We start from the raw sequence: 20831 nt of genomic DNA, 5'->3' as shown, positions 1-20831 counted from the left end.
TATTACTCTTCGTGGACGTCGAATTTGCGATCCAGTTTGTTCATCGAGCGCGCATACATGATGATCAGCGCCAGGAACACATAGATCGAGCCTTGTTGTGCGAACCAGAAACCCAGCTTGAAACCGAAAAACTGAATGTTGTTGAGCACATCGGCGAGCAGAATGCCGCAGCCATAGGACACGACGAACCACACGACCAGATAACTCAGGATCAACTTCACGTTGGCGGCCCAGTAGGCGCGGGCGTTTTCTTCTCTCATTGGTTTACCCCTCTGCGTACTGACGGTAAAACTCTTGCTGCCAGGAAGACTAAACAAAGGGATGGGTCGCCACAGTATGACTTTAGTCGAAGGCCCGGCTGACGCGGGCTCCAGCCCGACGGAGGTTCGACGAAGGTCGAAGGCGGCAACGGCAGGAGCGGCTTCAGGCCGTGCGGTGAAGGGTCGCCACCAGGGGGCGAATGCGGGTTTCCCGCTTAACGCTCTGCAACAGCGCCGCCGCCTCCGGCCAGCGGCGACGAGAATAACTGAGCCATTGTTTCACGCGGCCGCACAGCTGCGGCTCGGTGCCGGTATCGAAAATCGACTCGCCGAAATCCCCCAGCACCGCCAGCACCTCGGGCCAGCTCGCCGGGGCACCGCCGCGCACTGCTCGCACCAGCAAAGGATCGGCCACCGCGCCCCGGCCCAGCATCAGGTCCGGGCAACCACTTTCGCGCTGGCAGCGACGCGCATCCTCGACATTCCAGATTTCACCGTTGGCGATCACCGGCAGGGACACCGCCTCGCGGATCGCGCCGATGCGATCCCAATAAGCCGGCGGTCGGTATCCCTGACGCTTGGTGCGTCCGTGCACGGTGAGCCAGGCGGCGCCGGCGTCCTCCACGGCCCGCGCATTATCCAGGGCACGGGCATCATCGGCGTTGCCAAGACGCATCTTCACCGATACCGGAACGGGCTCCGGCACCGCCCGCCGCACCGCCGCCGTCACCGCGTGCACCAGCTCCGGCTCATCCAGCAGTACCGCGCCGCCGCGATGGCGGTTCACGGTCTTCGCCGGGCAACCGAAGTTCAGGTCAATGGCCGGCGCTCCCAGTTCCACGGCGCGCGCCGCATTGTCGGCCATACAGGCCGGGTCGGACCCCAACAGCTGCAGATGCACCGGCGTACCGGCCCGGGTACGCGCGCCATCGCGCAATTCCGGGCACCAGCGATAAAAGACCCGTGGCGGCAACAGCATGCCGCTGACGCGCACGAATTCGCTGACGCACCAGTCGTAATGGCCAACATCGGTGAGCGCCCGGCGTACCCAATAGTCCGCCAGGCCCTCCATGGGGGCGAGGATCAGTTTCATGGGCGCGGAGTATAACAGCGTGGCGGTGCCGGCGAGGGACCCCGCCCGTATCGCAAGCGAAACGCCATAGATTAAAGGAGATCAGAGGAAGAAGCCGCTTGCGACCACCGGGCGGGCATTTCACTATAGGAGCCGGCGCTCCCCGGCGGAAGGCCATGGTTAGACCCTTTTGGAATGAGGATTGTCCCCATGAGTACCCATGAAGGAGGCTGCTTGTGCGGCCAGGTGCGCTACCGCATCCAGGGCCCATTTCATCAATTCCATCTGTGCCATTGCTCGCGCTGCCGCCGTTTCAGCGGCACCGCCCATGCCGCCAATCTGATGGCGCCGGCCAGCCACCTGGAGTGGCTCGCCGGCGAGGATTCGGTGCGCCGCTACGATCTGCCGGGAACCCGATTCTCCCGGGCCTTCTGCCAGCTATGTGGCGGCATGGTGCCCCACACCCGCGACGATCTGGCCATCGTCCCCGCCGGCGGCCTGGACCGGGACCCCGGCCAGGACCCGGACGATCACATCTTCTGGGACGATCGGGCCGGCTGGTATGAGCCGGGGCTTGGAGCTAAGAAGTACTCACAAACCCCCAACACCTGAAAACCAGGCCACCCCGGGTCGGGCGCTGGCCCGGATTGACCCCTCCGCGGCGCTACAGTAGTGTTGCGCCGCGTTCAGAGAGAGAGACTCATGGCCAACAAAGCCCCGCAATTGGAAGAAGCCCTGGACAGCCTGGAAGCCCTGGTGGAGCGGATGGAATCCGGTGAACTCACCCTGGAGGAATCCCTGCAGGCCTTCGAACAGGGCGTCAAGCTCACCCGGGAATGCCAGCAGGCCCTGACCCAGGCCGAGCAGAAGGTACGGATCCTGCTTGATCAGGACCCGGAAGGGGAACCCGCCCCGTTCGAAAACCGCGATGACGCCTGACTTGAACCATTTCGACGACTTTGCCGAGGACAGCCGCGCCCGGCTTGAAAACGCCCTGCGCCACCTCCTGCCCGACCCCGCCAACAGCGCCAGCCCGCGCCTCGCCGAGGCAATGCGCTACGCCGCCCTGGCCGGCGGCAAGCGAATCCGTCCGATGCTGGTGTACGCCGCCTGCCGCCTGGCCGGCGGCGACACGGACCAGGCCGACGTGGCGGCGGTGGCGGTGGAATCGATCCACGCCTATTCCCTGGTCCACGACGACCTGCCAGCCATGGACGACGACGACCTGCGCCGGGGCCAGCCCACCTGCCACCGGGCCTTCGACGAGGCCACCGCGATCCTGGCCGGCGACACCCTGCTCACCCTGGCCTTCGAGCTGCTCAGCGACGCCGGTGATTACTCCGACGCCGCCCGGGTCGCCATGTCACGGGTGCTGTGCCGCGCCGCCGGCGGCGCCGGCATGGCCGCCGGCCAGATGCTGGACATGGCCGCCCACGGCCAGCTGCAGGACGTGAGCGCCCTGGAGCGCATGCATTACCTGAAGACCGGTCGCCTGATCACCGCCAGTCTGCTGCTTGGCTACCACGCCGCGGAACGGCCGGACCCGGCTTTGGAAAGCGCGTTGGTCGCCTTTGGCGACGCCATCGGGCTGGCGTTCCAGATTCAGGACGACATTCTCGATGTCACCGCCGACACCGACCAGTTGGGCAAACCCAGCAAGTCGGATGAAAAACACGGTAAAAGCACTTTCCCGGCGCTGCTCGGCCTGGAGGCCAGCCGCCAGCGCGCCCAGACTCTGTGCGATCAGGCCCGGCGGGCGCTGGAGGGCTGCGGCGAAGCCGCCCGCCCATTGCAACAATTGGCGCACTACATCGTGCAACGCACCCACTGACCCCGGCGCCCGGCAAAGGGGTCGGTCGGCACCCCTGACGGGGACCCGCTCCGACCGTTATAATCGATGCCTTCGCCGCCGACTGAATCAGGCTCGATATCCATGCCAAAAACGTTCACCGACATTCCGCTGACCCGCCCGCGCACGCCCCTTCTGGACGATGTCCTGGCGCCGGCGGACCTGCGCCGCCTTCCCGAGGCGGAGCTGGAACGGCTGGCCGACGAGCTGCGCGCCTACCTGCTCTACGCGGTGGGCCGCAGTGGCGGCCACTTCGGCGCCGGCCTGGGCGTGGTGGAACTGACGGTGGCGCTGCACTATCTGTTCGACACCCCCCACGACCGGCTGGTGTGGGACGTGGGCCACCAGTGCTACCCGCACAAGATCCTCACTGGCCGTCGCGACGACCTGCTCAAGGTGCGCCAGCAGGATGGCCCGTCCGGTTTCCCCAACCGCGCTGAATCCGAGTACGACACCTTTGGCGTGGGCCATTCCTCCACCTCCATCAGCGCCGCCCTGGGCATGGCCCTGGGCGCCGAGAACGCCGGCGAGAAACGCCGCACGGTGGCGGTGATCGGCGACGGCGCGATGACCGCCGGCCAGGCCTTCGAGGCGCTCAGCCACGCCGCCCACACCCGCGCCAACCTGCTGGTGGTGCTCAACGACAACACCATGTCCATCGGCCACAACGTGGGCGGGCTGGCCAACTACTTCGCCCGCATCTGGGCCTCCAAGACCTACATCGCCCTGCGCGAGGGCGGCAAGAAGGTGCTCTCGGCCATGCCGGCGGCCTGGGACTTCGTGCGCCGCACCGAGGAGAGCATGAAGAACATGGTGAGCCCGGACATGCTGTTCGAGGCCATCGGCTTCAATTACATCGGCCCCATCGACGGCCATGATCTCGATGAACTGACCGCCACCCTGGCCACCATGCGTGACCTGGAAGGTCCGCAATTGCTGCATGTGTACACCACCAAGGGCAAGGGTTTCGGCCCCGCCGAGGCGGACCCGGTGGGCTACCACGCGATCAACAAGATCGAGCCCAAGCCCAAGGTGACGCCGGCCAAGCCGGCGGCCCCGGCCGCGGGCCCCAAGTACCAGCAGGTGTTCGGCGACTGGCTGTGCGATCTGGCCGAGCGCGACCAGCGCCTGATCGGCATCACCCCGGCCATGTGCGAGGGTTCGGGCATGGTCGATTTCGCGCGCCGCTTTCCGGACCGCTACCATGACGTGGCGATTTGCGAGCAGCACGCGGTGACCCTGGCCGGCGGCATGGCCTGCGAGGGCCGTAAGCCGGTAGTGGCGATCTATTCCACCTTCCTGCAGCGCGCCTACGATCAGTTGATCCACGACGTGGCGCTGCAGAACCTGGACGTGACCTTCGGCCTGGACCGGGCCGGCCTGGTGGGCGAGGACGGCGCCACCCACGGCGGCGTGTTCGATCTCGCCTACCTGCGCACCGTGCCCAACATGATCGTGGCGGCGCCTTCCGACGAGAACGAGTGCCGGCAACTGCTTTACACCGCCTGGCTGCACCAGGGTCCGGCGGCGGTGCGTTACCCCCGTGGCACCGGCCCTGGCGCCACCATCCAGCGAGAAATGACGCCACTGCCCATTGGCAAGAGCCGCACCCTGCGCCAGGGCAAGGGCCCGGTCGCCCTGCTTGCCTTCGGCGCCCTGGTGCCGGCGGCTCTGAAGGCGGCGGAAAAGCTGGACGCCACCGTTATCGATATGCGCTGGGTGAAACCCCTGGACCGGGAGGCGGTGCTGGACGCCGCCGGCCAGCACGGCCTGCTGGTCACCCTGGAAGATCACCAGCGCATGGGCGGCGCCGGCTCGGCGGTGAACGAGCTGGTGCTGGAAGAAGGCCTGGCGGTACCGGTGCTTAACCTGGGGCTGCCGGACCACTTCATCCACCACGGCAAGCGCGAGGATCTGTTGGCGCAGCACGGCCTGGACGCCGACGGCATCGAGGCCAGCGTACGCGAGCGTCTCAAGCGCCTGGACACCGCCCTGCCCCACCGGGCCTGAACCCGGCCCTGTCTGTAGGAGCGGCCGGGCGGCGTTCCGCTTCAGTCGCGATCAACCGGTGCGGCCATCGCGGCTAAAGCCGCTCCTACGGCGGAAAGCACCACCAGCGCCAGGGCGCCGGCCACCAGGTCGTCCAGTACGATCCCCAGGCCACCGTTCAGGTGCAGGTCCGCCCAGCCCACCGGCCCCGGCTTGAGCACATCGAAAAATCGGAACACGGCGAACCCCGCCAGCCCCCAGACCGGGCGCCGGGGCACCACCGCCAGGGCCAGCAACAATCCACCCAGTTCATCCCAGACCACCGAGCCCGCGTCATGGATGCCCAGCGCCTGGGAGGCCAGCCCGCAAAGCGGCACACCGGCCGCCGCCACCACCAGCACCACCAACAGATAGCGAGACCGAGGCAGCCGCGCCAGCGGCCACCAGAGCAGCAGAAACAGCAACGAGGCCAGCGTGCCCGGCGCCCAGGGGGAAAGACCGGCGCCCAGGCCCTGGGCCAGCAGGACGAGAAAGGATTCCGGATGCATAGGGCGTTTCCTTGGTTGGATTCCGTGCGGCTGTTGCAGGAGCGGCTGGGCGGCAATCCGCTTTAGCCGCGATGGCCGCCGTAACGCTCCTCTCCTCTGTAGGAGCGGCTTTAGCCGCGATCAACCGGTGCGGCCATCGCGGCTAAAGCCGCTCCTACACAACAATGCCGCGGCGTTCCTACGGGAAATGGCGCCAGCCGGGGGCGTCGGCGGGGCGCTCGGCGCCGTCCGCGTCGCGCAGGCGCACCGGGCCGGGGCCGGTGACGCGGCCGATAGCATGGGTGCCCTCCGGCAAGGGCTCGTCGGCGGGCCAGGTGAACAGCAGACGGTAATCGTCGCCGCCGGACAACTGCAGCGCCAGGCGGTCGGCCAAATCCAGGGCGGCCAGCTCGTCGTTCACCGGCAGGGCCGCGGTGTCGATCACCGCGCCCAGGCCGCCGCTGGCCTTGAGCATATGACCCAGATCCTGGAGCAGGCCGTCGGAGATGTCGATGCAGGCCCCGGCCCGACCGGCCAGCCGCTGTCCCAGGGTGAGATCCAGATCCGGGGCGGCGAAATGGCGAGCGCTGGCGCTGTCCCGTTGGCCGGCTTGCCAGTGGCGCAGCCCCAGGCCTCCGAGGCCGGGCACGCCGCCCACCGCCAGAAGCTGGCCAGGCAGCGCGCCGTCGCGGCGCAACACCCGGTCGGCGCGCACCGCGCCGGTGGCCTGGATCGCCACGCTCAGCGGGCCGCGGGTCATGTCGCCACCGACCAGGTCGATGCCGGCCCGGTCCGCCAGGGCGAACATCCCCCGGCTGAACTCCGCCAGCCAGGCTTCGTCCACCTCGGGCAGGGTCAACGACAACAGGAACCAGAGCGGGCGGGCACCCATGGCGTACAGGTCGGAAAGATTCACCGCCAGGCAGCGGTGGCCGGTCTCGAAGGGGGGCAGGTCGTCGGGAAAATGGCGGCCGGCGATGCTGGTATCCAGGGTCATCACCAGCTGTTCGCCGGCGGGCGGAGCCAGCAGGGCGGCGTCGTCGCCGGGCCCCAGCAGCACGCCCTCGCCGCCCGGGCCGGGGCGGCGAAAGTATCGTTCGATCAGGGAGAATTCATCCATGGCCCGCCTCCCGGTCGGTTCAGGCGTCGCCGCCCTCTTGGCCATCGTTGTCCGCCTGGCCATCGTTGCCCGGCTCGCGGCGACGGTGGGCGGTTTCCGCCGAGCGCAGCCGCCGCGCCAGCTTGTCGAGCACGCCATTGACGTATTTGAAGGAGTCCTCGGCACCGAACACCTTGGCCAGTTCGATGCCCTCGTTGATCACCACCCGGTAGGGTACGTCCAGACGCTCCTTGAGCTCGAAGGCACCGATCCGAAGCAACGCCTTCTCCACCTGGGACAACTCCTCCACCCGGCGGTCAAGGAAGGGCCGCAACGCCTCATCCAGCTCGCCGACCCGAGCCGGCACGCCGTGCAGCAGATCATGGAAATAGGTTCGATCCACCTTTTCCATATCGTTGCTGGCCAGGAACTGCGCCTCGATGTCGCTCAGCGCGCTGCCGGCCAGTTGCCACTGGTAGAGCGCCTGCAGAGCGTAACGGCGAGCCTTGCGGCGCGCGCTGGGGGAAGACGGAACGGTCATCAAAGCGCCTTGAGCAGGGAAACCATTTCCAGAGCGGACAGGGCCGCCTCGGCGCCTTTGTTGCCGGCTTTGGTGCCGCTGCGCTCGATGGCTTGCTCGATGCTGTCCACGGTCAGTACACCGAACGCCACCGGCACGCCGGATTCGTTCTGCACCGCCGCCAGGCCCTTGGCCGCTTCACCGGCCACGTACTCGAAGTGAGCGGTGCCGCCACGGATCACCGCGCCCAGCGCCACCACCGCGTCATAGTCGCGTTTGGCGAGCAGGTTCTTGACCGCCACCGGCAGTTCCCAGGCGCCGGGTACGCGGATGATCTCGATGTCGTCGCGGCTCACGCTATGACGAACCAGGGCGTCCACCGCGCCGGCGAGCAGGGCTTCCACCACGAAGCTGTTGAAACGGGTCACCACCAGGGCGTAGCGGCCACCCACGTTGTTCAGAGTGCCTTCGAAGGTCTTGATGTCGTGCATGTTTCCGTCCTTCTGGCCGATCGCTATTGGCAGGGGCCAATGTTTACGGCGTTTTTATAGGGAAGCCGGACGCTCGACGCTGGACGCCTGACGCTTTCCGGGAAGCAGCGTCTCGCGTCCGGCGTCAAGCGTCCAGCGTTTTAGCCGTCCGCTTCCACGTATTCGACGATCTCCAGACCGAAGCCGGAGAGCGCGTTGAAGCGCATCGGCGAGCTGAGCAGGCGCATCTTGCGCACACCCAGCGCCTTGAGAATCTGTGAGCCGGTGCCAATGTTGCGATAGGCCCGGGACTCGCCCTTGGGTTGCGGGGTGGCGCCTTCAAAGAAGGCGCGCAGCCGGTTGAGGCTGGGCTCGGAATCCTCGTCCTGCCCGAGGATGATCACCACCCCGGCTTCCGCTTCCGACAGCGCTTCCAGCACCCGGTGCATGTTCCAGCCGGTGCGGCCATCCAGTTTGGCGCTCATCAGGTCGCGCAGCGGGTCCACCTGATGCACGCGCACCACCACTTCCTTGTCCTCGTGGATCTCGCCCTTCACCAGGGCCACGTGCAGGTGGCCATCCACGGTATCGTTGAAGGCCACCAGCCGGAACTGGCCGTACCAGGTATCCAGCGGGTGCTCGGAAACCTGCTCGATGGTTTGCTCGTTGAGGGCCCGGTACTGAATCAGGTCGGCGATGGTGCCGATCTTGATGCCGTGCTCCTTGGCGAAGGTTTCCAGGTCCGGGCGACGGGCCATGGAGCCGTCCTGGTTCATCACCTCGCAAATCACCCCGGCGGGCTCGCAGCCGGCCATGGAAGCCAGGTCGCAGGCCGCCTCGGTATGACCGGCGCGGCGCAGCACGCCACCGGGTTCGGCCATCAGCGGAAAGATGTGGCCGGGCTGCACGATGTCGGAGGCCTTGGCGTCCGGCGCCACCGCGGCCTGCACGGTGCGCGCCCGGTCGGCGGCGGAAATGCCGGTGGAAACCCCTTCGCGGGCCTCGATGGAGACCGTGAACTTGGTGCCGAAGCCGCTGCCGTTGGCACTGACCATGAGCGGCAGGTCGAGCTGTTCGCAGCGTTCCTTGGACATCGGCATGCAGATCAGGCCACAGGCGTAACGGGCCATGAAATTGATGGCGTCCGGGGTGACGTGCTCGGCGGCCATCACCAGGTCGCCTTCGTTTTCCCGATCCTCGTCATCCATCAGGATCACCATCTTGCCCTGACGAATGTCCTCGATCAGTTCCTCGATACTGTTCAACTGCATAAGTCCGCCTTATTTCAGAAACCCGTGCTCGGCCAGAAAGGCCGTGGAAATGCCCTGGGAGCCGGGTTGGGCGGCGCGCTCGCCGAGCAGCAGCCGCTCCAGGTAGCGCGCAATGATATCAACTTCCAGGTTCACTGGCGTCCCCACCGCCCAATCCTGGATGGTGGTGACCTCCTGCGTGTGGGGAATGATGTTCAGGGAGAACACCGCGCCGTCCACGCTGTTCACCGTCAGGCTGATACCGTCCACGGTGATCGAGCCCTTCTGGGCGATGTAGCGGGCCAGCTCCGCCGGCGCCTCGATGTCGATGCGCACCGAGCGCGCGTCCGGGGTCATCGCCTTGACCGTGCCCAGCCCGTCCACGTGGCCGCTGACCAGGTGGCCGCCCATGCGCGTGGAGGGCGTCATCGCCTTCTCCAGGTTCACCCGGCTGCCGACCTTGATTTGCTTCAGGGAGGTCAGCGACAGGGTCTCGCCGGACACGTCGGCGCTGAAGGCGTCGCCGCCGTCCAGGGCGGTGACCGTCAGGCAAACGCCGTTGACGGCGATCGAATCGCCCAGTTTGACGTCGCCGAAATCCAGTTCGGCGCTCTGGATGCGCAGCGTCACGTCCCCGTTGGCGGGGGTCAGCGCCGCCACCCGTCCCTGGGCTTCAATGATGCCTGTAAACATGACTGTACCTCTGTGCCGGATGCGGACGCCGGTGAAGACCGGCCGAACGTGCGGGAGAACCGCCGGGCGCGCGGAAATATGCAGGAGGAGCGCAATCATAAACGCCCCGGAGGATTCAGTCCAAACCCGGGGCGAGGAAGGCGACGGCGAGAGAAGGGAGGGGAAGGGTTACCAGGTAAGACGGCCGCTGATCAGCGCCCCCTGGCTGTGGTGCTCGCCACCCAGACGGCCTTGATAACCGGCCCACAGGGACAGAGCCGGATTCACCGCCAGCCCCACGCCCAGATGCGGGGCCAGCTGCAGGCGGTCACGTTCGGCTCCGGCCACCCGGAAGGCACCCCCGGCCCCGACGAAGGCGGCATCCTGCTCGGCACGGGCGTCACCGAAGCCACGCTCCAGGGCCAGCCCGGCGTGCAGACTCAGGCGCCGGCGCCCGAGCTGGAAGTAACGGGCGCCGTCGACCCCCACGGCGGCTTCCCCCACGCCCAGGGTGGTGTCGTCCACGGCCAGCCCCAGCGCTCCGGCCCCGGTTTCAGTGAAGGCGTCCCGCTCCAGCCGGGTCCAGGCCAGGCGACCATAGGGCCGCAACACAAGGTCGCCCTGGATCAGATCGACGCCGGCTTCCAGATCCACACGCAGGCTGCGCAGGTCGCTGTCGGACTCGGCGAGTACCCCGGCACCGATGGTGCGAGTGTGATCCACCCGGGCGCGGCCGTAGTTGAGGTCGCCCCGCGCGTAGAGCCCATCGTTCCCCTGCCAGCGTCCGTAAAGGCCGGCGAACCAGGCCTTCAGGTCACCATCCGCGTCCCGGTTATCATAGTGAAACTCGCCCTGCCCGCGCCCGACGGCGGCGCCCAGCAGCCAGGCACCCCGGCGCCCGTCCAGGCCCACGGCCAGTTGCTCGCCCCGGAAAGTGTAGGCGGCATTGCCGGTGGGGAAATCACTGTCCTCCTGGTAACGGGAGGAACGCGCCTGCACCCAGACGCCGCCGTGCTCGTCACCACCGTCGGCGGCCGCGCGGGTCGGCGTCAGCCCGGTGGGGGTTACGGCGCGCTCGCCGCCACTACCGGGTGCCGCCAGCGCCTGCAACCCCCGTTGCAGGCGCTCGTTCAGCGTGGCCCGCGAGCCGCCGTCCAGGGCACCGCCACGCTGACGCAGGGCATCCGCGAACTGACGCTGCAACGCCACCGCCACCGTGGGGCCGGCCAGCAGGCTGTCACCACCAAGCGCCGCGAACGCCGCCGCTACCCGGGCTCCGCTGAGCGGCAGCAAATACTGTTGCGCGGCCTCGCCGGTGGGCAGGGTTTCCGCGTAGGCCGCCAGCGCCCGCTGGTTGTCGGTCTCCGCCAGGCTGGCAAAGCGCACGTTGTTGCGCGCCAGCAGCAGGCTCACATCATGGCTGTCGTACACCAGGGACGGATCAAGAAAGGCGAAGTCCGAGGAGACGTCGTCGAACTGGCCGACAATACCCCCATCGGCGTGGAGAAAGGTGTACTGGCTGAGTGGGCGATAGCCGCCATCGGCGCCGACATGGACCACCGAACCGGCCAGGCTGGCCTGGCCGGTCACCTCGACGCGGTCACCATCCCCACCGGACGGGTCCACTTCCACCGCCAGGGTGGCGCCGCTGTTCAGGGTCAGGTCGCCGTCCACGGCCAGGGTACCGATGGAGTTACCCGCCGCCAGGGTACCGCCGGCTTCCACCTCGGTGGCGCCGACCCGGCCGCTACCGCCCAGGGTGGCGCCGTCGGCCACGGTCATGGCACTGCTTCGCCAATCACCGTTTACCGCCAGGCCACCCTGGCCGATCCGCGTGGCGCCGGTGAAAGCGGTGCCGTCCCCGCCGAGCGTCAACCAGCCGGTGCCGGCTTTGCGGAACGCACCAGTGCCCGCGAACCCGTTGCTCAGCATGGCATCGTCGGCCTGGTCGATGACCAGGGTGGCGTTATTGACGATATCACCGCTGCCCAGGCTGGCGGCGGCACCGGTGAGCGTGCCGTCGCTCACGGTCAGCCCGCCGCTAAAGGTATTGGCGGCGGTGAGCACCAGATCGCCGGCACCGGTTTTCTCGAAAGCCCCCGGGCCGACCAGGCGGCCGTCCCAGATCAGGGCATGGCCGGCGACGGTCACGTCCAGGGTGCCGCCACCGGCGCCCAGTTGCAGTTGCCGGGCGGTACCGCCGAAGCCGGTGCCGGTAACGATCAGCGTGCCGCCATCCAGGCCCAGATCACCGCCGCCCAGGGCGCCATCGGAGGCCACCGACAGGCCGCCCTCGCGGACCAGGGTGCCGCCGGCATGACCATTGGCGCCACTCAGGGTCAGCACGCCCGCGCCGGTTTTTTCCAGCACCCCGGCGCCGCTGACGGTGCCGGCGTAGACGCCGTCCAGGCTCTGCTCAAAGCGCAGCACGCCCTGGTTGGTCACATCCCCCCGAAGCGCGTCGCTGTTGCCGGCCAGGGTGCCCCCTTCGATCAACCAGTTCTGGGCACCGTTGCCGATCAGCCTCCAGGTGCCGGCGCCGCGCTTGGCGAAGCCCTCGAAGCCCTGGAACGCGGTACCGATGTCGCCCAGATTGAAGATGCCGTCGTCGGTGCCGCCCAGGGCCAGCACATCATTGCCGCCCTCGGCCCGGACCCCGCCGCTCTGCTGGAAGCCACTCAGCAGTGTCAGCCGGTTGGCGCCGCCGGTGAAATGGATGGCAGCGGCGCGGTTACTGCCGTCACTGCGGGTTCCGCCACTCACCGTGCCGCCCAAGGTGACATCCAGATCCTCGCCGCTGACGCCGACGCCGCCCTCCGCCACCATGCCGAAACCGACGAAACCGCTGCCGCCACCTTGCACCTCGGCGCCGGTGGCGATCATCAGATCGCCGCCGTCCATGACGATGCCGGCACCGCCATCCCCACTCTGGGCACCATCGCCGCCCCGGCCCCCCACCACCTCGCCACCCAGAATCTCTACATTGGCGCCGCTTCCGGTAAGGCGCAGGCCCGCGCCGCCATCGGCGCCATCGCCGCCGGCGCCAACGCTGTCACCCCCCCAGCCGCCATAAAGACCGCCGGATAACTGCCGCACGGTCACCGCATCGTCGATCCACACCGCGTCACCGGCGGTGCCCCCGTCACCGCCCTGCTCACCGAGGCCGCCATCGCCGCCGAGAATGTCGCCCTGGTTGATCAGGGCACCGCCCACCATGCGCACGCCGGTGCCGCCGTTTCCACCCGCGCCGCCGTAGGCGGGATAATCGTAGGTGCTGCCGACACCGCCGGCGCCGCCGTTTCCACCTTGAATGAAACCACTGGTTTCATTGGTTAGCGTGCCGCCACCGTCCATGTCACGGAAAGCATCGCCGCCAACGCCGCCCCGGCCCCCTTCACCGGCCACGTAATAGTCCGAGAAGCCGCCTTCGCCGCCCTGGCCACCGTACAGCTCGCCGGCATTATCGGTGACCCGATCCGCCCCTTGCCGCACCAACCCGTCGCCACCGGCGCCACCATGCCCACCGTGATCAAACGGCCGGGCCAGCACCCGGTCGAGCCCCAGGGCCGCCAGCGGCGTGTTGGTCACGTCGTTCATCTCGATGTTGTAGAGATACGCCGTCTGTGTGATCGACAGGTAATCGCTGCCGCCACGGTTCGTGGCATAGGCGCTGATACGACCGCCGGCGAAGGCACCGTTTATCTTGTTGGCGATGTCCGGCAAAGTATCGGTGGCGCTGATCGTGATGGTTTTCGTTACACCATCAATAGTGATACTGAAGCTGTCACCGGCGGCGATACCTCTCTGGCCGGCCAGCGATGCCGCTCCGTCCAAGCCGAAGACGGCGGTGTCCGCGGCATCGTAATAGCCATCCAGTGCATGTCCCTGACCACCCGCGCCCCCTTCATACTCGGTGCCGGCGCCGATGGACAGCGACGCATCGGCGTTGATCATCGCGCCGCCGCCCTCGCCCCCAGCGCCGCCGCGCACGCCATCTGAACCGCTGCCACCGGCGCCCGGCGTACCGGACACCGCCGACGCCATCGCCGGCAACAGCACCATGGAAAAACACAACCCGATGTATTTTTTTTGAATAAAAGCAGCCCCCCAAGGGCCGGAAGGAGAACAGGACATCGCACCCTCGATTCGGTATTTTTATCAACGATGGTGCAGAAAAATAGCAAGGCGCCGGTCGCCTCACCACGGCATCGTTTTATGAATTTCGTGAAAGTTATCATTCAAAAAAGACAACAGGGATGATCTAAAAGGGGGCCCCGGAGTGAGCGGAAAAAACAACCAGACGGACACTGTCCATGAGCTGGAAATGGGTGGAGGGGAGCGCTTCGAGCTGCCTGGCGTGCGGGGAAGAATGGAACGGCTGGAACTGGCCAGCGGCCTGGTGTTGTACCGGGTTGATTATCGGGCAGGAGAGGATTGCGCACTGCAATTGGATCGCCCCACCTTTCAGCAGCCCTGGATCGGTAGCATTTTCCATATTCAGGGCCAGTCCGGCATGGCGCTCCCCGACGGCAGCCAACACAAGGTGACGCCCGAGCGCGCCCTGCTGGTGCGCACCGACATTAGCGGCACCTGCTTTCACCTGAGTCGGGGCGAACAGGTCCGACACATTGGCGTGGCCTGTACCCTGGATGTACTGCGCGAGCATCTGGGCGGCGAGCTGCCGGCCACCCTGGCGCCGTTTCTCGGCGACTATGGTGACAAGGTGGCGGTGCGCGCCCTGCATCCTAGCGGTCGCCTTCGGCAGCTCGCCACCAGCTTGTTCGCGGTACACGCCCAGGGCCTGTGTCGCGGCATGAAGATGGAGGGCGCGGCTTTGTTGTTCCTGTCCGAAATTCTGGAAAATTATTGCGACAGCACGACGTCGGAGGAACTGCCCGCCTGGGAGGAGCAGGCCTTCCGGGAAATCCGCGAATCCATTCTCGACGACCCGGGCGCCCCGTTGTCGATTCCCACCCTGGCTGACCGCGCCGGCCTGTCCGAAAGCCGTCTCAATCAGTTATTTCAGCATCGGGAACGACGCTCCTGCGCGGAGTTCATTCGCGGTGAACGCCTGGACCTAGCCCAGAGACTGCTGGAAACCGGCGAAGCACCGGTCAAGGTGGTGGCGGCGCGGGTGGGCTACGGGCACGTCAGCAATTTCTCGCGCGCCTACCGCGCCCGCTTCGGCGAACCGCCGGCCCGCACCCTGCGCCGGGCCCTGACACGCTGAGCCCGACACCGGTTCGACGGGAACAGGAAAAACATGCACTATTTGCCTGCCTCGAACCCGACACTCCCATCAACCGTGTCCCCCCGGCCGGCGCCCGCGCGACGCCGGCCCCGATCATTGGAGGAAACAGGGGTAATGAAGAAGCAAGACAAAGGGCCCATCAACCCATTGCCGCTGGACTCGGAAACCATGCCGCTATGGAGCCGGGCCGGCTTTCTGATCCGACGCCTCAATCAGATTCACTATGCGCTGTTCCTCAGCGAATGCGAGGAGTTCGATCTGACACCGGTTCAGTACGGTATTCTCACCGAGCTGCGGGAACACCCGGACATCGACCAGATCTCCCTCGCCCAGGAAGTGGGCATCGACCGCAGCAACGCGGCGGACATTCTGCGCCGCCTGGAAAAGCGCGGACTGGTGAGCCGCCACCCCAGCAAGCGCGACCGTCGCATGAAGCTGAGCCGGCTCACCCCGGACGGCGAGCGGGTCACCAAGGAGATGTACGACAGCATGCGCCGGGCACAGGAAAAGCTGCTTGCGCCGCTGCCCCCTGAAGATCAGAACGCCTTCATCATGATGCTGATGCGGCTGGTCAGCGCCAATAACCACCTTGGGCGTGCCGTTTTTCATCCCACCTGACCCCCCTCCCGATGAACCCTTGGCATCCGGGATTACCGCCATTTGGGAAGCACACTGATTATATTATTTTGGCGACACGGACCGGATGCGATATTTTTTCACATTAAAAACAAAGGCTTAGTAAACACCTCTTCGGCGAGACCCTCCTTGAAATTAGGAAGTATACTGATATATATTCCAGTGACTTCCATGCCCCCCGGCCCCGCCAGGAGCCGGGGGGCGCCCTTTTTTTGTTCGGGGAGGCACCATGACCCGCACTTTTCAGTACGGCGGCCAGATTCACGCTAACGGCATCCGCCAGCATTTCCTGCGTTATGGCGGCCAGGGCCCGGCCTTGCTGCTGATCCCGGGTATCACCAGCCCGGCGATCACCTGGGAGTTCGTCGCCGAGCGCCTGGGCCGGCACTTCGACACCTGGGTGCTCGACGTACGCGGCCGCGGCCTTTCGGAAAGCGGCGACCATCTGGACTATGGCCTGGATGCCTGCGCCGACGACATTCTTGCGCTGATCGACGCCCTGGCGTTGGCCGATGTCACCCTGGTCGGCCACTCCATGGGCGCTCGCCATGGCATCCGTGCCGCCCGCCGTGGTGGCGATGCCAGCGGTATCCGCCGTCTGATGCTGGTGGACCCGCCGGTTTCCGGCCCCGGGCGCCGCGAATATCCCAGTGCCTGGCCCTGGTACGAGGACTCCATCCTTGAATGCCAGCGCGGTATCGACGGCGAGCGCATGCGCCACTACTGCCCCACCTGGAGCGACGAACAAGTGCGGCTACGCGCCGAATGGCTGCACACCTGCGACCCGCGCGCGGTGCGCGAAAGCTTCGACGGTTTCCACCAGGACGACGTGCACGCCGACTTGCCGGCGCTGAGCAATCTGGACCTTGGCCTGATGGTGGCCGGTCGCGGCGGCGTGATTCAGCCCGAGGACGAAGAAGAGCTGCGCCAACTGGCGCCGGGCCTGCGCATCGCCCGCGCCGGCAATGCCGGCCACATGATCCCCTGGGACGATTTCGAGGGCTTTTTCCAGGCGCTCTCCGAATTGCTCGGCCAGCCCCTCTAACCGACGCCCGCTACAGGACTCCGCCATGACCACCTATCGCATCGGACAGATCGTCCCCAGTTCCAACACCACCATGGAAACGGAAATCCCGGCCATGCTGCACGCCCGGGAAAGCCGTTTCCCGGAACGCTTCACCTTCCACTCCAGCCGCATGCGCATGCACAAGGTAACGCCGGAGGAGTTGAAGGCCATGAACAGCCAGGGCGTGCGTTGCGCCGCGGAACTGGCGGACGCCCGCGTGGACGTGATGAGTACCGCCTGCCTGGTGGCGATCATGGCCCAGGGTCTGGGCTACCACCGCCAGACCGAGGCGGAACTGCGCCAGGCCGCCCGGGACAACCACTGCGACGCGCCGGTGATGACCTCCGCCGGCGCCCTGGTGGAAGGCCTGGAGATTCTCGGCGCCAGGAAAGTGGCACTGCTGGCGCCCTACATGAAGCCGCTCACCGAGAAGGTGGTGGCCTACATCGAGCATGAAGGCGTGCAAGTGAGCGACTGGCGCTGCTTCGAGATACCCGACAATCTGGAAGTGGGTCGTCGCGATCCGTTGAAGCTGATCGAGGACGTCGCCGAACTGAAGACCGCCGGCGTCGACGCGGTGGTGCTGTCGGCCTGCGTGCAAATGCCCTCGCTGCCGGCGATCCAGACCGTGGAAGACGCACTGGGCATCCCGGTGGTGTCCACCGCCGTGTGCACCGTGCGCGGCATGCTCGACCGGCTCGGCCTGGAACCGGTGGTGCCCGGCGCTGGTGCCCTGCTCAGCGGCCGCTATCCGACGCCGGAGGTCAAGGCATCATGAGCTCCCCCAGTGACAACTACGCCGGCGTCTGGGACACGCGCATCGGCTTCGGCGAGCGCGCCGCTCTGCTCAGTATTGATTTCATGAAGGCCTACACCACCGAAGGCGCCGATCTTCATGCCCCCGGCGTGGTGGCTGCCCTGCCCCACGCCGCCCAGGCCCTGGCCGCTGCCCGCCGGGCCGGCATTCCGGTGATCCACACCAACATCCGTTACCAGCCAGGGCAATTCATTGACGGTGGCGTCTGGGTGAAAAAAGCGCCGGTGATGAAGGCCATGGTGGACGGCAATCCGCTGGCGGAATTCTGTGACGAAGTGGCACCGCGCGATAACGAGCTGGTAATCACCAAACAGTATGCCAGCGCTTTCTTCGGCACCTCCCTGGCCGCCACCCTCACCGCCCTCGGCATCGATACCCTGGTGTTGATCGGCTGCTCAACCAGCGGCTGTATCCGCGCCTCGGCGGTGGACGGCCTTCAGCACGGCTTCCGCGTCATGGTCATCCGCCAGGCAGTAGGCGACCGCCACCCGCAACCCCACGAGGCCAACCTGTTCGACATCAACGGTAAGTACGGCGACGTGATCGACGGCGCCGACTTCCTCGCACACCTGCAAGAAAAAGGGTTTCTTCATGACCACGATTAGAAAAATCGCTCTGGAAGAGCACTTCATGGCACCGGGTTTTCAGGAATACACCGCCATGTTTTTCGACAAGATCGATACCGCCAACCAGGGCGACCTGGCCGCGCGCCTGGACGATTTCGACCGTCTGCGTCTGGAAGAGATGGATCGCCACGGTATCGAAACCGTGGTGCTTTCCCAGTCCGGGCCCAGCGTTCAGGCGGAAGCCGATACCGCCCGGGCAATCCGCCGCGCCCGCGAAAACAACGATTACCTGGCTGAACGCATTGCGCCCCATGGGGACCGCTACGCGGGCTTCGCCACCCTGGCCATGCAGGACCCGAAGGCCGCCGCCGACGAACTGGAACACGCGGTGCGCGAACTCGGTTTCAAGGGCTCACTGATCAACGGCCATACCAACGGCGCCTACTACGACGACCCGGCCTACGATGTGTTCTGGGAACGCATGCAGGATCTGGACGTGCCAATGTACCTGCACCCGATCAACCCCTGGAAGGAAGTGGATTCCATGCGTGGCCACCCGGAACTGGCCGGCGCGGTCTGGGGCTGGGGCGTGGAAACCGGTACCCATGCCCTGCGCCTGCTGTTCGGCGGCGTGTTCGATCGCTTCCCGGACCTGAAGATCATCCTGGGTCATATGGGCGAAGGTCTGCCGTTCATGCGCTGGCGTTTCGACAGCCGCTTCCCGGTGTACGCCCAGGGCGTGTCCCTGGAATTGCCACCTTCACGGTATTTCGGTCGCAATATCGTGATCACCACCTCCGGCGTGTGCTCGGCCCCCACCCTGATGGCCGCCATCGGCGAGATGGGCGAGGACGCGGTTCTGTTCTCCGTGGATTACCCTTATGAATCCACCGAACTGGCGGCCCGCTTCATCGAGGAAGCACCGATGAGTGACGCGGTGCGAGAGAAAGTATGCCGAGGCAACGCCAAACGCCTTCTTAAACTCTGAATAGCGACCCAAAAACGCATCACGAATATAAAAATAAGGCGCAGCGACCCGCCATTTGAACCGAAGCGGTGCAAACGCACCAGCCAAGTGCTCTAGTATACAAAAAAAGTCGAGGACCGCTGCCAAAAGTCCATCAAACCAAGGACTTGCGGCATCGTTGTCTGGCACGGGGCTTGCTAATCCCCCCTTAGCCCCAGGCAACCAATCAGCATACTGACTATTAACAACGCAGCAATAGGTATCGAACGATGAAAGCATACGCAGCCTTACGCCACGGTCTTCTCATTCTCGGCACACTGCTCCTCACTCTGCCCGGCCTCGGCCAGGCAGCCCGCGTCGGCCATGTGGAGGCCTCCGGCCAACCCCTGGACCAGGTCCTCAAACTCAGCGCCGAGCAAATCGCGGAACAAACCGACGGACGGGTGACCTTTTCCGTGTTCCCGTCCTCGCAACTGGGTAATGCCCGCGCCATGACCGAAGCGGTGCAGTTGGGCATGCAGGATGCAGTGGTGGTACCCGCCGCCTTCATCGGCGGCTTCAACCCGCTTGTGTCGATCCTCGATATCCCCTATCTACTGCCCACCAACGACGACCAGGCCAACCAGCTCCGCAAAAGCAAGTTCGGCAAAGCCTTGCTCGATTCCTTCAAGGATCGTGGCTTCGTGGCCGTGGCCCTGTGGCCTGGCGGCTTCAAGCATTTCACCTCCAACAAGAAACTGGAGGGCATCGACGACTTCCAAGGCCAGAAATTCCGTATCATGGATTCCCGCGTATTGCGCGCCCAGTTCGAAGCAGTGGGCGCCCAGGCCATGCCGATCCCGTTCGGTGATGTTTATACCTCCCTGCAAACCGGCGTGGTCGACGGCCAGGAGAACCCGCTGGATTCCATCGCCCGGATGAAATTCCACGAAGTACAGAAATACTTGCTGCTGTCCGCCCATGGCGTGGTGGAAAACGTGGTGTTGTTCAGCCCCACTTTCTGGTCTGGCCTGTCCGACGACGACAAGAACACCGTGCGCCAGGTATTCACCGATAACGCTCTGGAACTGGCCCGCGTGAAAGGTGAGAACCAGAAGCATGCTCTGGAAGAAATCAAAGCCTCCGGCCTTACCATCAATGAGCTGGATGCCGCCGAACAGCAGGCCCTGCGCGACAAAATGTACCCCGCCGCCCGGGATGCCTTTCTCGACCAGGCCGGTGACAAAGGGCAGGAGCTGATCGACCTGTACGAAGGCGTGTACGACGACATCACTCAATAACGGCGCTCCGGAGCGGCTCATGTGGATCAAGTTCTGGGCCGGGCTGGCCTTCGCGGAACGGACCCTGATGGTCTGTCTGATGCTGGCCCTGCCCTGCCTCTACGGCCTCAACGTGATTCTCTACAATCTGGCCCCCGGCCTGGCGCGGCATTTCGACGGTATCGAGGAGCTGTCCCGCTTTCTGCTTGTCTGGCTGGTTTGCGTGAGCCTGGGATACACCATGGACAAGGGACGCCATGTGTCCATGAACCTGCTGCAACGGTTCATCGGCCCGGCCTTGCTGTTGTGGATTCAGCGCGTTCTCGATCTGGTGGGCGCGCTGTTCTGCGCCTACGTGGCGGTGCTCGGCTGGCAGTTTCTGCAGCGCATCGTCGCCACCGGCCAGGTCAGCAACATGCTGGATATTTCCATGGGCTGGTTGTACGCGGCGCTACCGTTGGGCATGGCTTTGCTGACACTGCGTTATCTGCGCTACGTGCTGTTTCCCACCCATCGGCCGGCGCCGGACGACCACGCCGAATGAGCCCCGACGGCAAGGAT

General features: G+C 65.8%; 21 protein-coding genes. 12 read left to right on the top strand and 9 right to left on the bottom strand.

Annotation, left to right across the window (positions count from 1 at the left end):
• Positions 1-2: 2 nt before the first annotated feature.
• Together ACLD02_RS04470 and ACLD02_RS04465 are read right to left on the bottom strand one after the other, a co-directional pair.
• Positions 3-260 (bottom strand): DUF4212 domain-containing protein, encoded by a 258-nt coding sequence (locus tag ACLD02_RS04470; protein WP_203102941.1) that lies wholly within the window; start codon positions 258-260, stop codon positions 3-5.
• Between the two features lie 163 nt (positions 261-423).
• Entirely contained in the window at positions 424-1353 is a 930-nt protein-coding gene (locus ACLD02_RS04465; protein ID WP_410298048.1) for a tRNA dihydrouridine synthase, read from the bottom strand.
• Between the two features lie 189 nt (positions 1354-1542).
• On the opposite strand from ACLD02_RS04465, the gene ACLD02_RS04460 reads away from it, so the two are divergent.
• From ACLD02_RS04460 to dxs, 4 genes are all read left to right on the top strand, one after another.
• Positions 1543-1944 carry a GFA family protein gene (locus ACLD02_RS04460; RefSeq protein WP_203102943.1) on the top strand — a complete coding sequence of 134 codons (402 nt, stop codon included), beginning with the start codon at positions 1543-1545 and terminating at the stop codon, positions 1942-1944.
• 90 nt (positions 1945-2034) lie between these two features.
• The gene (locus tag ACLD02_RS04455) at positions 2035-2271 is read left to right on the top strand and encodes an exodeoxyribonuclease VII small subunit (protein ID WP_203102945.1); all 237 of its coding nucleotides are present in this window, start codon (positions 2035-2037) and stop codon (positions 2269-2271) included.
• Positions 2261-3163, top strand: a complete 903-nt coding sequence (locus tag ACLD02_RS04450; protein WP_410298047.1) for a polyprenyl synthetase family protein — start codon at positions 2261-2263, stop codon at positions 3161-3163. The genes ACLD02_RS04455 and ACLD02_RS04450 overlap by 11 nt, the downstream gene beginning before the upstream one ends.
• A 102-nt stretch (positions 3164-3265) precedes the next feature.
• A complete protein-coding gene (gene dxs, locus ACLD02_RS04445; RefSeq protein WP_203102948.1) occupies positions 3266-5191 on the top strand; it encodes a 1-deoxy-D-xylulose-5-phosphate synthase in 1926 nt (641 codons plus the stop codon).
• 41 nt (positions 5192-5232) lie between these two features.
• Here the strand turns inward: dxs and ACLD02_RS04440 are convergent, their stop codons facing one another.
• The 7 genes from ACLD02_RS04440 to ACLD02_RS04410 all read right to left on the bottom strand — a co-directional run bounded on the left by ACLD02_RS04440 (position 5233) and on the right by ACLD02_RS04410 (position 13770).
• Positions 5233-5718 (bottom strand): phosphatidylglycerophosphatase A, encoded by a 486-nt coding sequence (locus tag ACLD02_RS04440; RefSeq protein ID WP_410298046.1) that lies wholly within the window; start codon positions 5716-5718, stop codon positions 5233-5235.
• Positions 5719-5896: 178 nt separating this feature from the next.
• Complete coding sequence (gene thiL / locus ACLD02_RS04435; protein WP_203102952.1) at positions 5897-6817, bottom strand: thiamine-phosphate kinase; 921 nt, start codon at positions 6815-6817, stop codon at positions 5897-5899.
• A gap of 19 nt (positions 6818-6836) precedes the next feature.
• The gene (gene nusB / locus ACLD02_RS04430; protein WP_203102953.1) at positions 6837-7337 is read right to left on the bottom strand and encodes a transcription antitermination factor NusB; all 501 of its coding nucleotides are present in this window, start codon (positions 7335-7337) and stop codon (positions 6837-6839) included.
• Positions 7337-7807, bottom strand: coding sequence for a 6,7-dimethyl-8-ribityllumazine synthase (ribE, locus tag ACLD02_RS04425; RefSeq protein ID WP_410298045.1), 471 nt, complete (start codon positions 7805-7807; stop codon positions 7337-7339). Before ribE ends, nusB begins: the two co-directional genes overlap by 1 nt.
• A gap of 140 nt (positions 7808-7947) precedes the next feature.
• Entirely contained in the window at positions 7948-9057 is a 1110-nt protein-coding gene (ribBA, locus tag ACLD02_RS04420; protein WP_203102957.1) for a bifunctional 3,4-dihydroxy-2-butanone-4-phosphate synthase/GTP cyclohydrolase II, read from the bottom strand.
• Between the two features lie 9 nt (positions 9058-9066).
• A complete protein-coding gene (locus ACLD02_RS04415) occupies positions 9067-9729 on the bottom strand; it encodes a riboflavin synthase (RefSeq protein ID WP_203102959.1) in 663 nt (220 codons plus the stop codon).
• A gap of 168 nt (positions 9730-9897) precedes the next feature.
• Positions 9898-13770: an autotransporter domain-containing protein gene (locus tag ACLD02_RS04410; protein ID WP_410298044.1), complete on the bottom strand. Its 3873-nt coding sequence runs from the start codon at positions 13768-13770 to the stop codon at positions 9898-9900.
• Between the two features lie 217 nt (positions 13771-13987).
• On the opposite strand from ACLD02_RS04410, the gene ACLD02_RS04405 reads away from it, so the two are divergent.
• The 8 genes from ACLD02_RS04405 (at position 13988) to ACLD02_RS04370 (ending at position 20814) form a co-directional block, all read left to right on the top strand.
• Entirely contained in the window at positions 13988-14938 is a 951-nt protein-coding gene (locus ACLD02_RS04405) for an AraC family transcriptional regulator (RefSeq protein WP_338015187.1), read from the top strand.
• A gap of 135 nt (positions 14939-15073) precedes the next feature.
• Positions 15074-15577 (top strand): MarR family winged helix-turn-helix transcriptional regulator, encoded by a 504-nt coding sequence (locus tag ACLD02_RS04400; protein WP_410298043.1) that lies wholly within the window; start codon positions 15074-15076, stop codon positions 15575-15577.
• A gap of 247 nt (positions 15578-15824) precedes the next feature.
• Positions 15825-16640, top strand: coding sequence for an alpha/beta fold hydrolase (locus ACLD02_RS04395; RefSeq protein ID WP_410298042.1), 816 nt, complete (start codon positions 15825-15827; stop codon positions 16638-16640).
• Positions 16641-16665: 25 nt separating this feature from the next.
• Positions 16666-17439 (top strand): Asp/Glu racemase, encoded by a 774-nt coding sequence (locus tag ACLD02_RS04390; RefSeq protein ID WP_274380672.1) that lies wholly within the window; start codon positions 16666-16668, stop codon positions 17437-17439.
• Positions 17436-18083: an isochorismatase family protein gene (locus ACLD02_RS04385; RefSeq protein ID WP_410298041.1), complete on the top strand. Its 648-nt coding sequence runs from the start codon at positions 17436-17438 to the stop codon at positions 18081-18083. Before ACLD02_RS04390 ends, ACLD02_RS04385 begins: the two co-directional genes overlap by 4 nt.
• Entirely contained in the window at positions 18070-19032 is a 963-nt protein-coding gene (locus ACLD02_RS04380) for an amidohydrolase family protein (protein WP_203102975.1), read from the top strand. The genes ACLD02_RS04385 and ACLD02_RS04380 overlap by 14 nt, the downstream gene beginning before the upstream one ends.
• Before the next feature lie 248 nt (positions 19033-19280).
• Positions 19281-20291 (top strand): TRAP transporter substrate-binding protein, encoded by a 1011-nt coding sequence (locus ACLD02_RS04375; RefSeq protein WP_203102977.1) that lies wholly within the window; start codon positions 19281-19283, stop codon positions 20289-20291.
• Positions 20292-20310: 19 nt separating this feature from the next.
• Positions 20311-20814, top strand: coding sequence for a TRAP transporter small permease (locus tag ACLD02_RS04370; protein ID WP_203102979.1), 504 nt, complete (start codon positions 20311-20313; stop codon positions 20812-20814).
• Positions 20815-20831: the final 17 nt, after the last annotated feature.

The sequence above is a fragment of the Alloalcanivorax sp. C16-2 genome, assembly GCF_046507615.1.
Lineage (GTDB): Bacteria > Pseudomonadota > Gammaproteobacteria > Pseudomonadales > Alcanivoracaceae > Alloalcanivorax > Alloalcanivorax marinus_A.
The sequence above is the reverse complement of the archived record's forward strand: the minus strand, read 5'-3'. Positions and strand labels throughout refer to the sequence as shown.

Coding starts and splice junctions, on each gene's coding strand:
- ACLD02_RS04470 (WP_203102941.1), bottom strand. CDS start 260: ATGAGAGAAGAAAACGCCCGCGCCTACTGGGCCGCCAACGTGAAGTTG.
- ACLD02_RS04465 (WP_410298048.1), bottom strand. CDS start 1,353: ATGAAACTGATCCTCGCCCCCATGGAGGGCCTGGCGGACTATTGGGTA.
- ACLD02_RS04460 (WP_203102943.1), top strand. CDS start 1,543: ATGAGTACCCATGAAGGAGGCTGCTTGTGCGGCCAGGTGCGCTACCGC.
- ACLD02_RS04455 (WP_203102945.1), top strand. CDS start 2,035: ATGGCCAACAAAGCCCCGCAATTGGAAGAAGCCCTGGACAGCCTGGAA.
- ACLD02_RS04450 (WP_410298047.1), top strand. CDS start 2,261: ATGACGCCTGACTTGAACCATTTCGACGACTTTGCCGAGGACAGCCGC.
- dxs (WP_203102948.1), top strand. CDS start 3,266: ATGCCAAAAACGTTCACCGACATTCCGCTGACCCGCCCGCGCACGCCC.
- ACLD02_RS04440 (WP_410298046.1), bottom strand. CDS start 5,718: ATGCATCCGGAATCCTTTCTCGTCCTGCTGGCCCAGGGCCTGGGCGCC.
- thiL (WP_203102952.1), bottom strand. CDS start 6,817: ATGGATGAATTCTCCCTGATCGAACGATACTTTCGCCGCCCCGGCCCG.
- nusB (WP_203102953.1), bottom strand. CDS start 7,337: ATGACCGTTCCGTCTTCCCCCAGCGCGCGCCGCAAGGCTCGCCGTTAC.
- ribE (WP_410298045.1), bottom strand. CDS start 7,807: ATGCACGACATCAAGACCTTCGAAGGCACTCTGAACAACGTGGGTGGC.
- ribBA (WP_203102957.1), bottom strand. CDS start 9,057: ATGCAGTTGAACAGTATCGAGGAACTGATCGAGGACATTCGTCAGGGC.
- ACLD02_RS04415 (WP_203102959.1), bottom strand. CDS start 9,729: ATGTTTACAGGCATCATTGAAGCCCAGGGACGGGTGGCGGCGCTGACC.
- ACLD02_RS04410 (WP_410298044.1), bottom strand. CDS start 13,770: ATGGTGCTGTTGCCGGCGATGGCGTCGGCGGTGTCCGGTACGCCGGGC.
- ACLD02_RS04400 (WP_410298043.1), top strand. CDS start 15,074: ATGAAGAAGCAAGACAAAGGGCCCATCAACCCATTGCCGCTGGACTCG.
- ACLD02_RS04395 (WP_410298042.1), top strand. CDS start 15,825: ATGACCCGCACTTTTCAGTACGGCGGCCAGATTCACGCTAACGGCATC.
- ACLD02_RS04390 (WP_274380672.1), top strand. CDS start 16,666: ATGACCACCTATCGCATCGGACAGATCGTCCCCAGTTCCAACACCACC.
- ACLD02_RS04385 (WP_410298041.1), top strand. CDS start 17,436: ATGAGCTCCCCCAGTGACAACTACGCCGGCGTCTGGGACACGCGCATC.
- ACLD02_RS04380 (WP_203102975.1), top strand. CDS start 18,070: ATGACCACGATTAGAAAAATCGCTCTGGAAGAGCACTTCATGGCACCG.
- ACLD02_RS04375 (WP_203102977.1), top strand. CDS start 19,281: ATGAAAGCATACGCAGCCTTACGCCACGGTCTTCTCATTCTCGGCACA.
- ACLD02_RS04370 (WP_203102979.1), top strand. CDS start 20,311: ATGTGGATCAAGTTCTGGGCCGGGCTGGCCTTCGCGGAACGGACCCTG.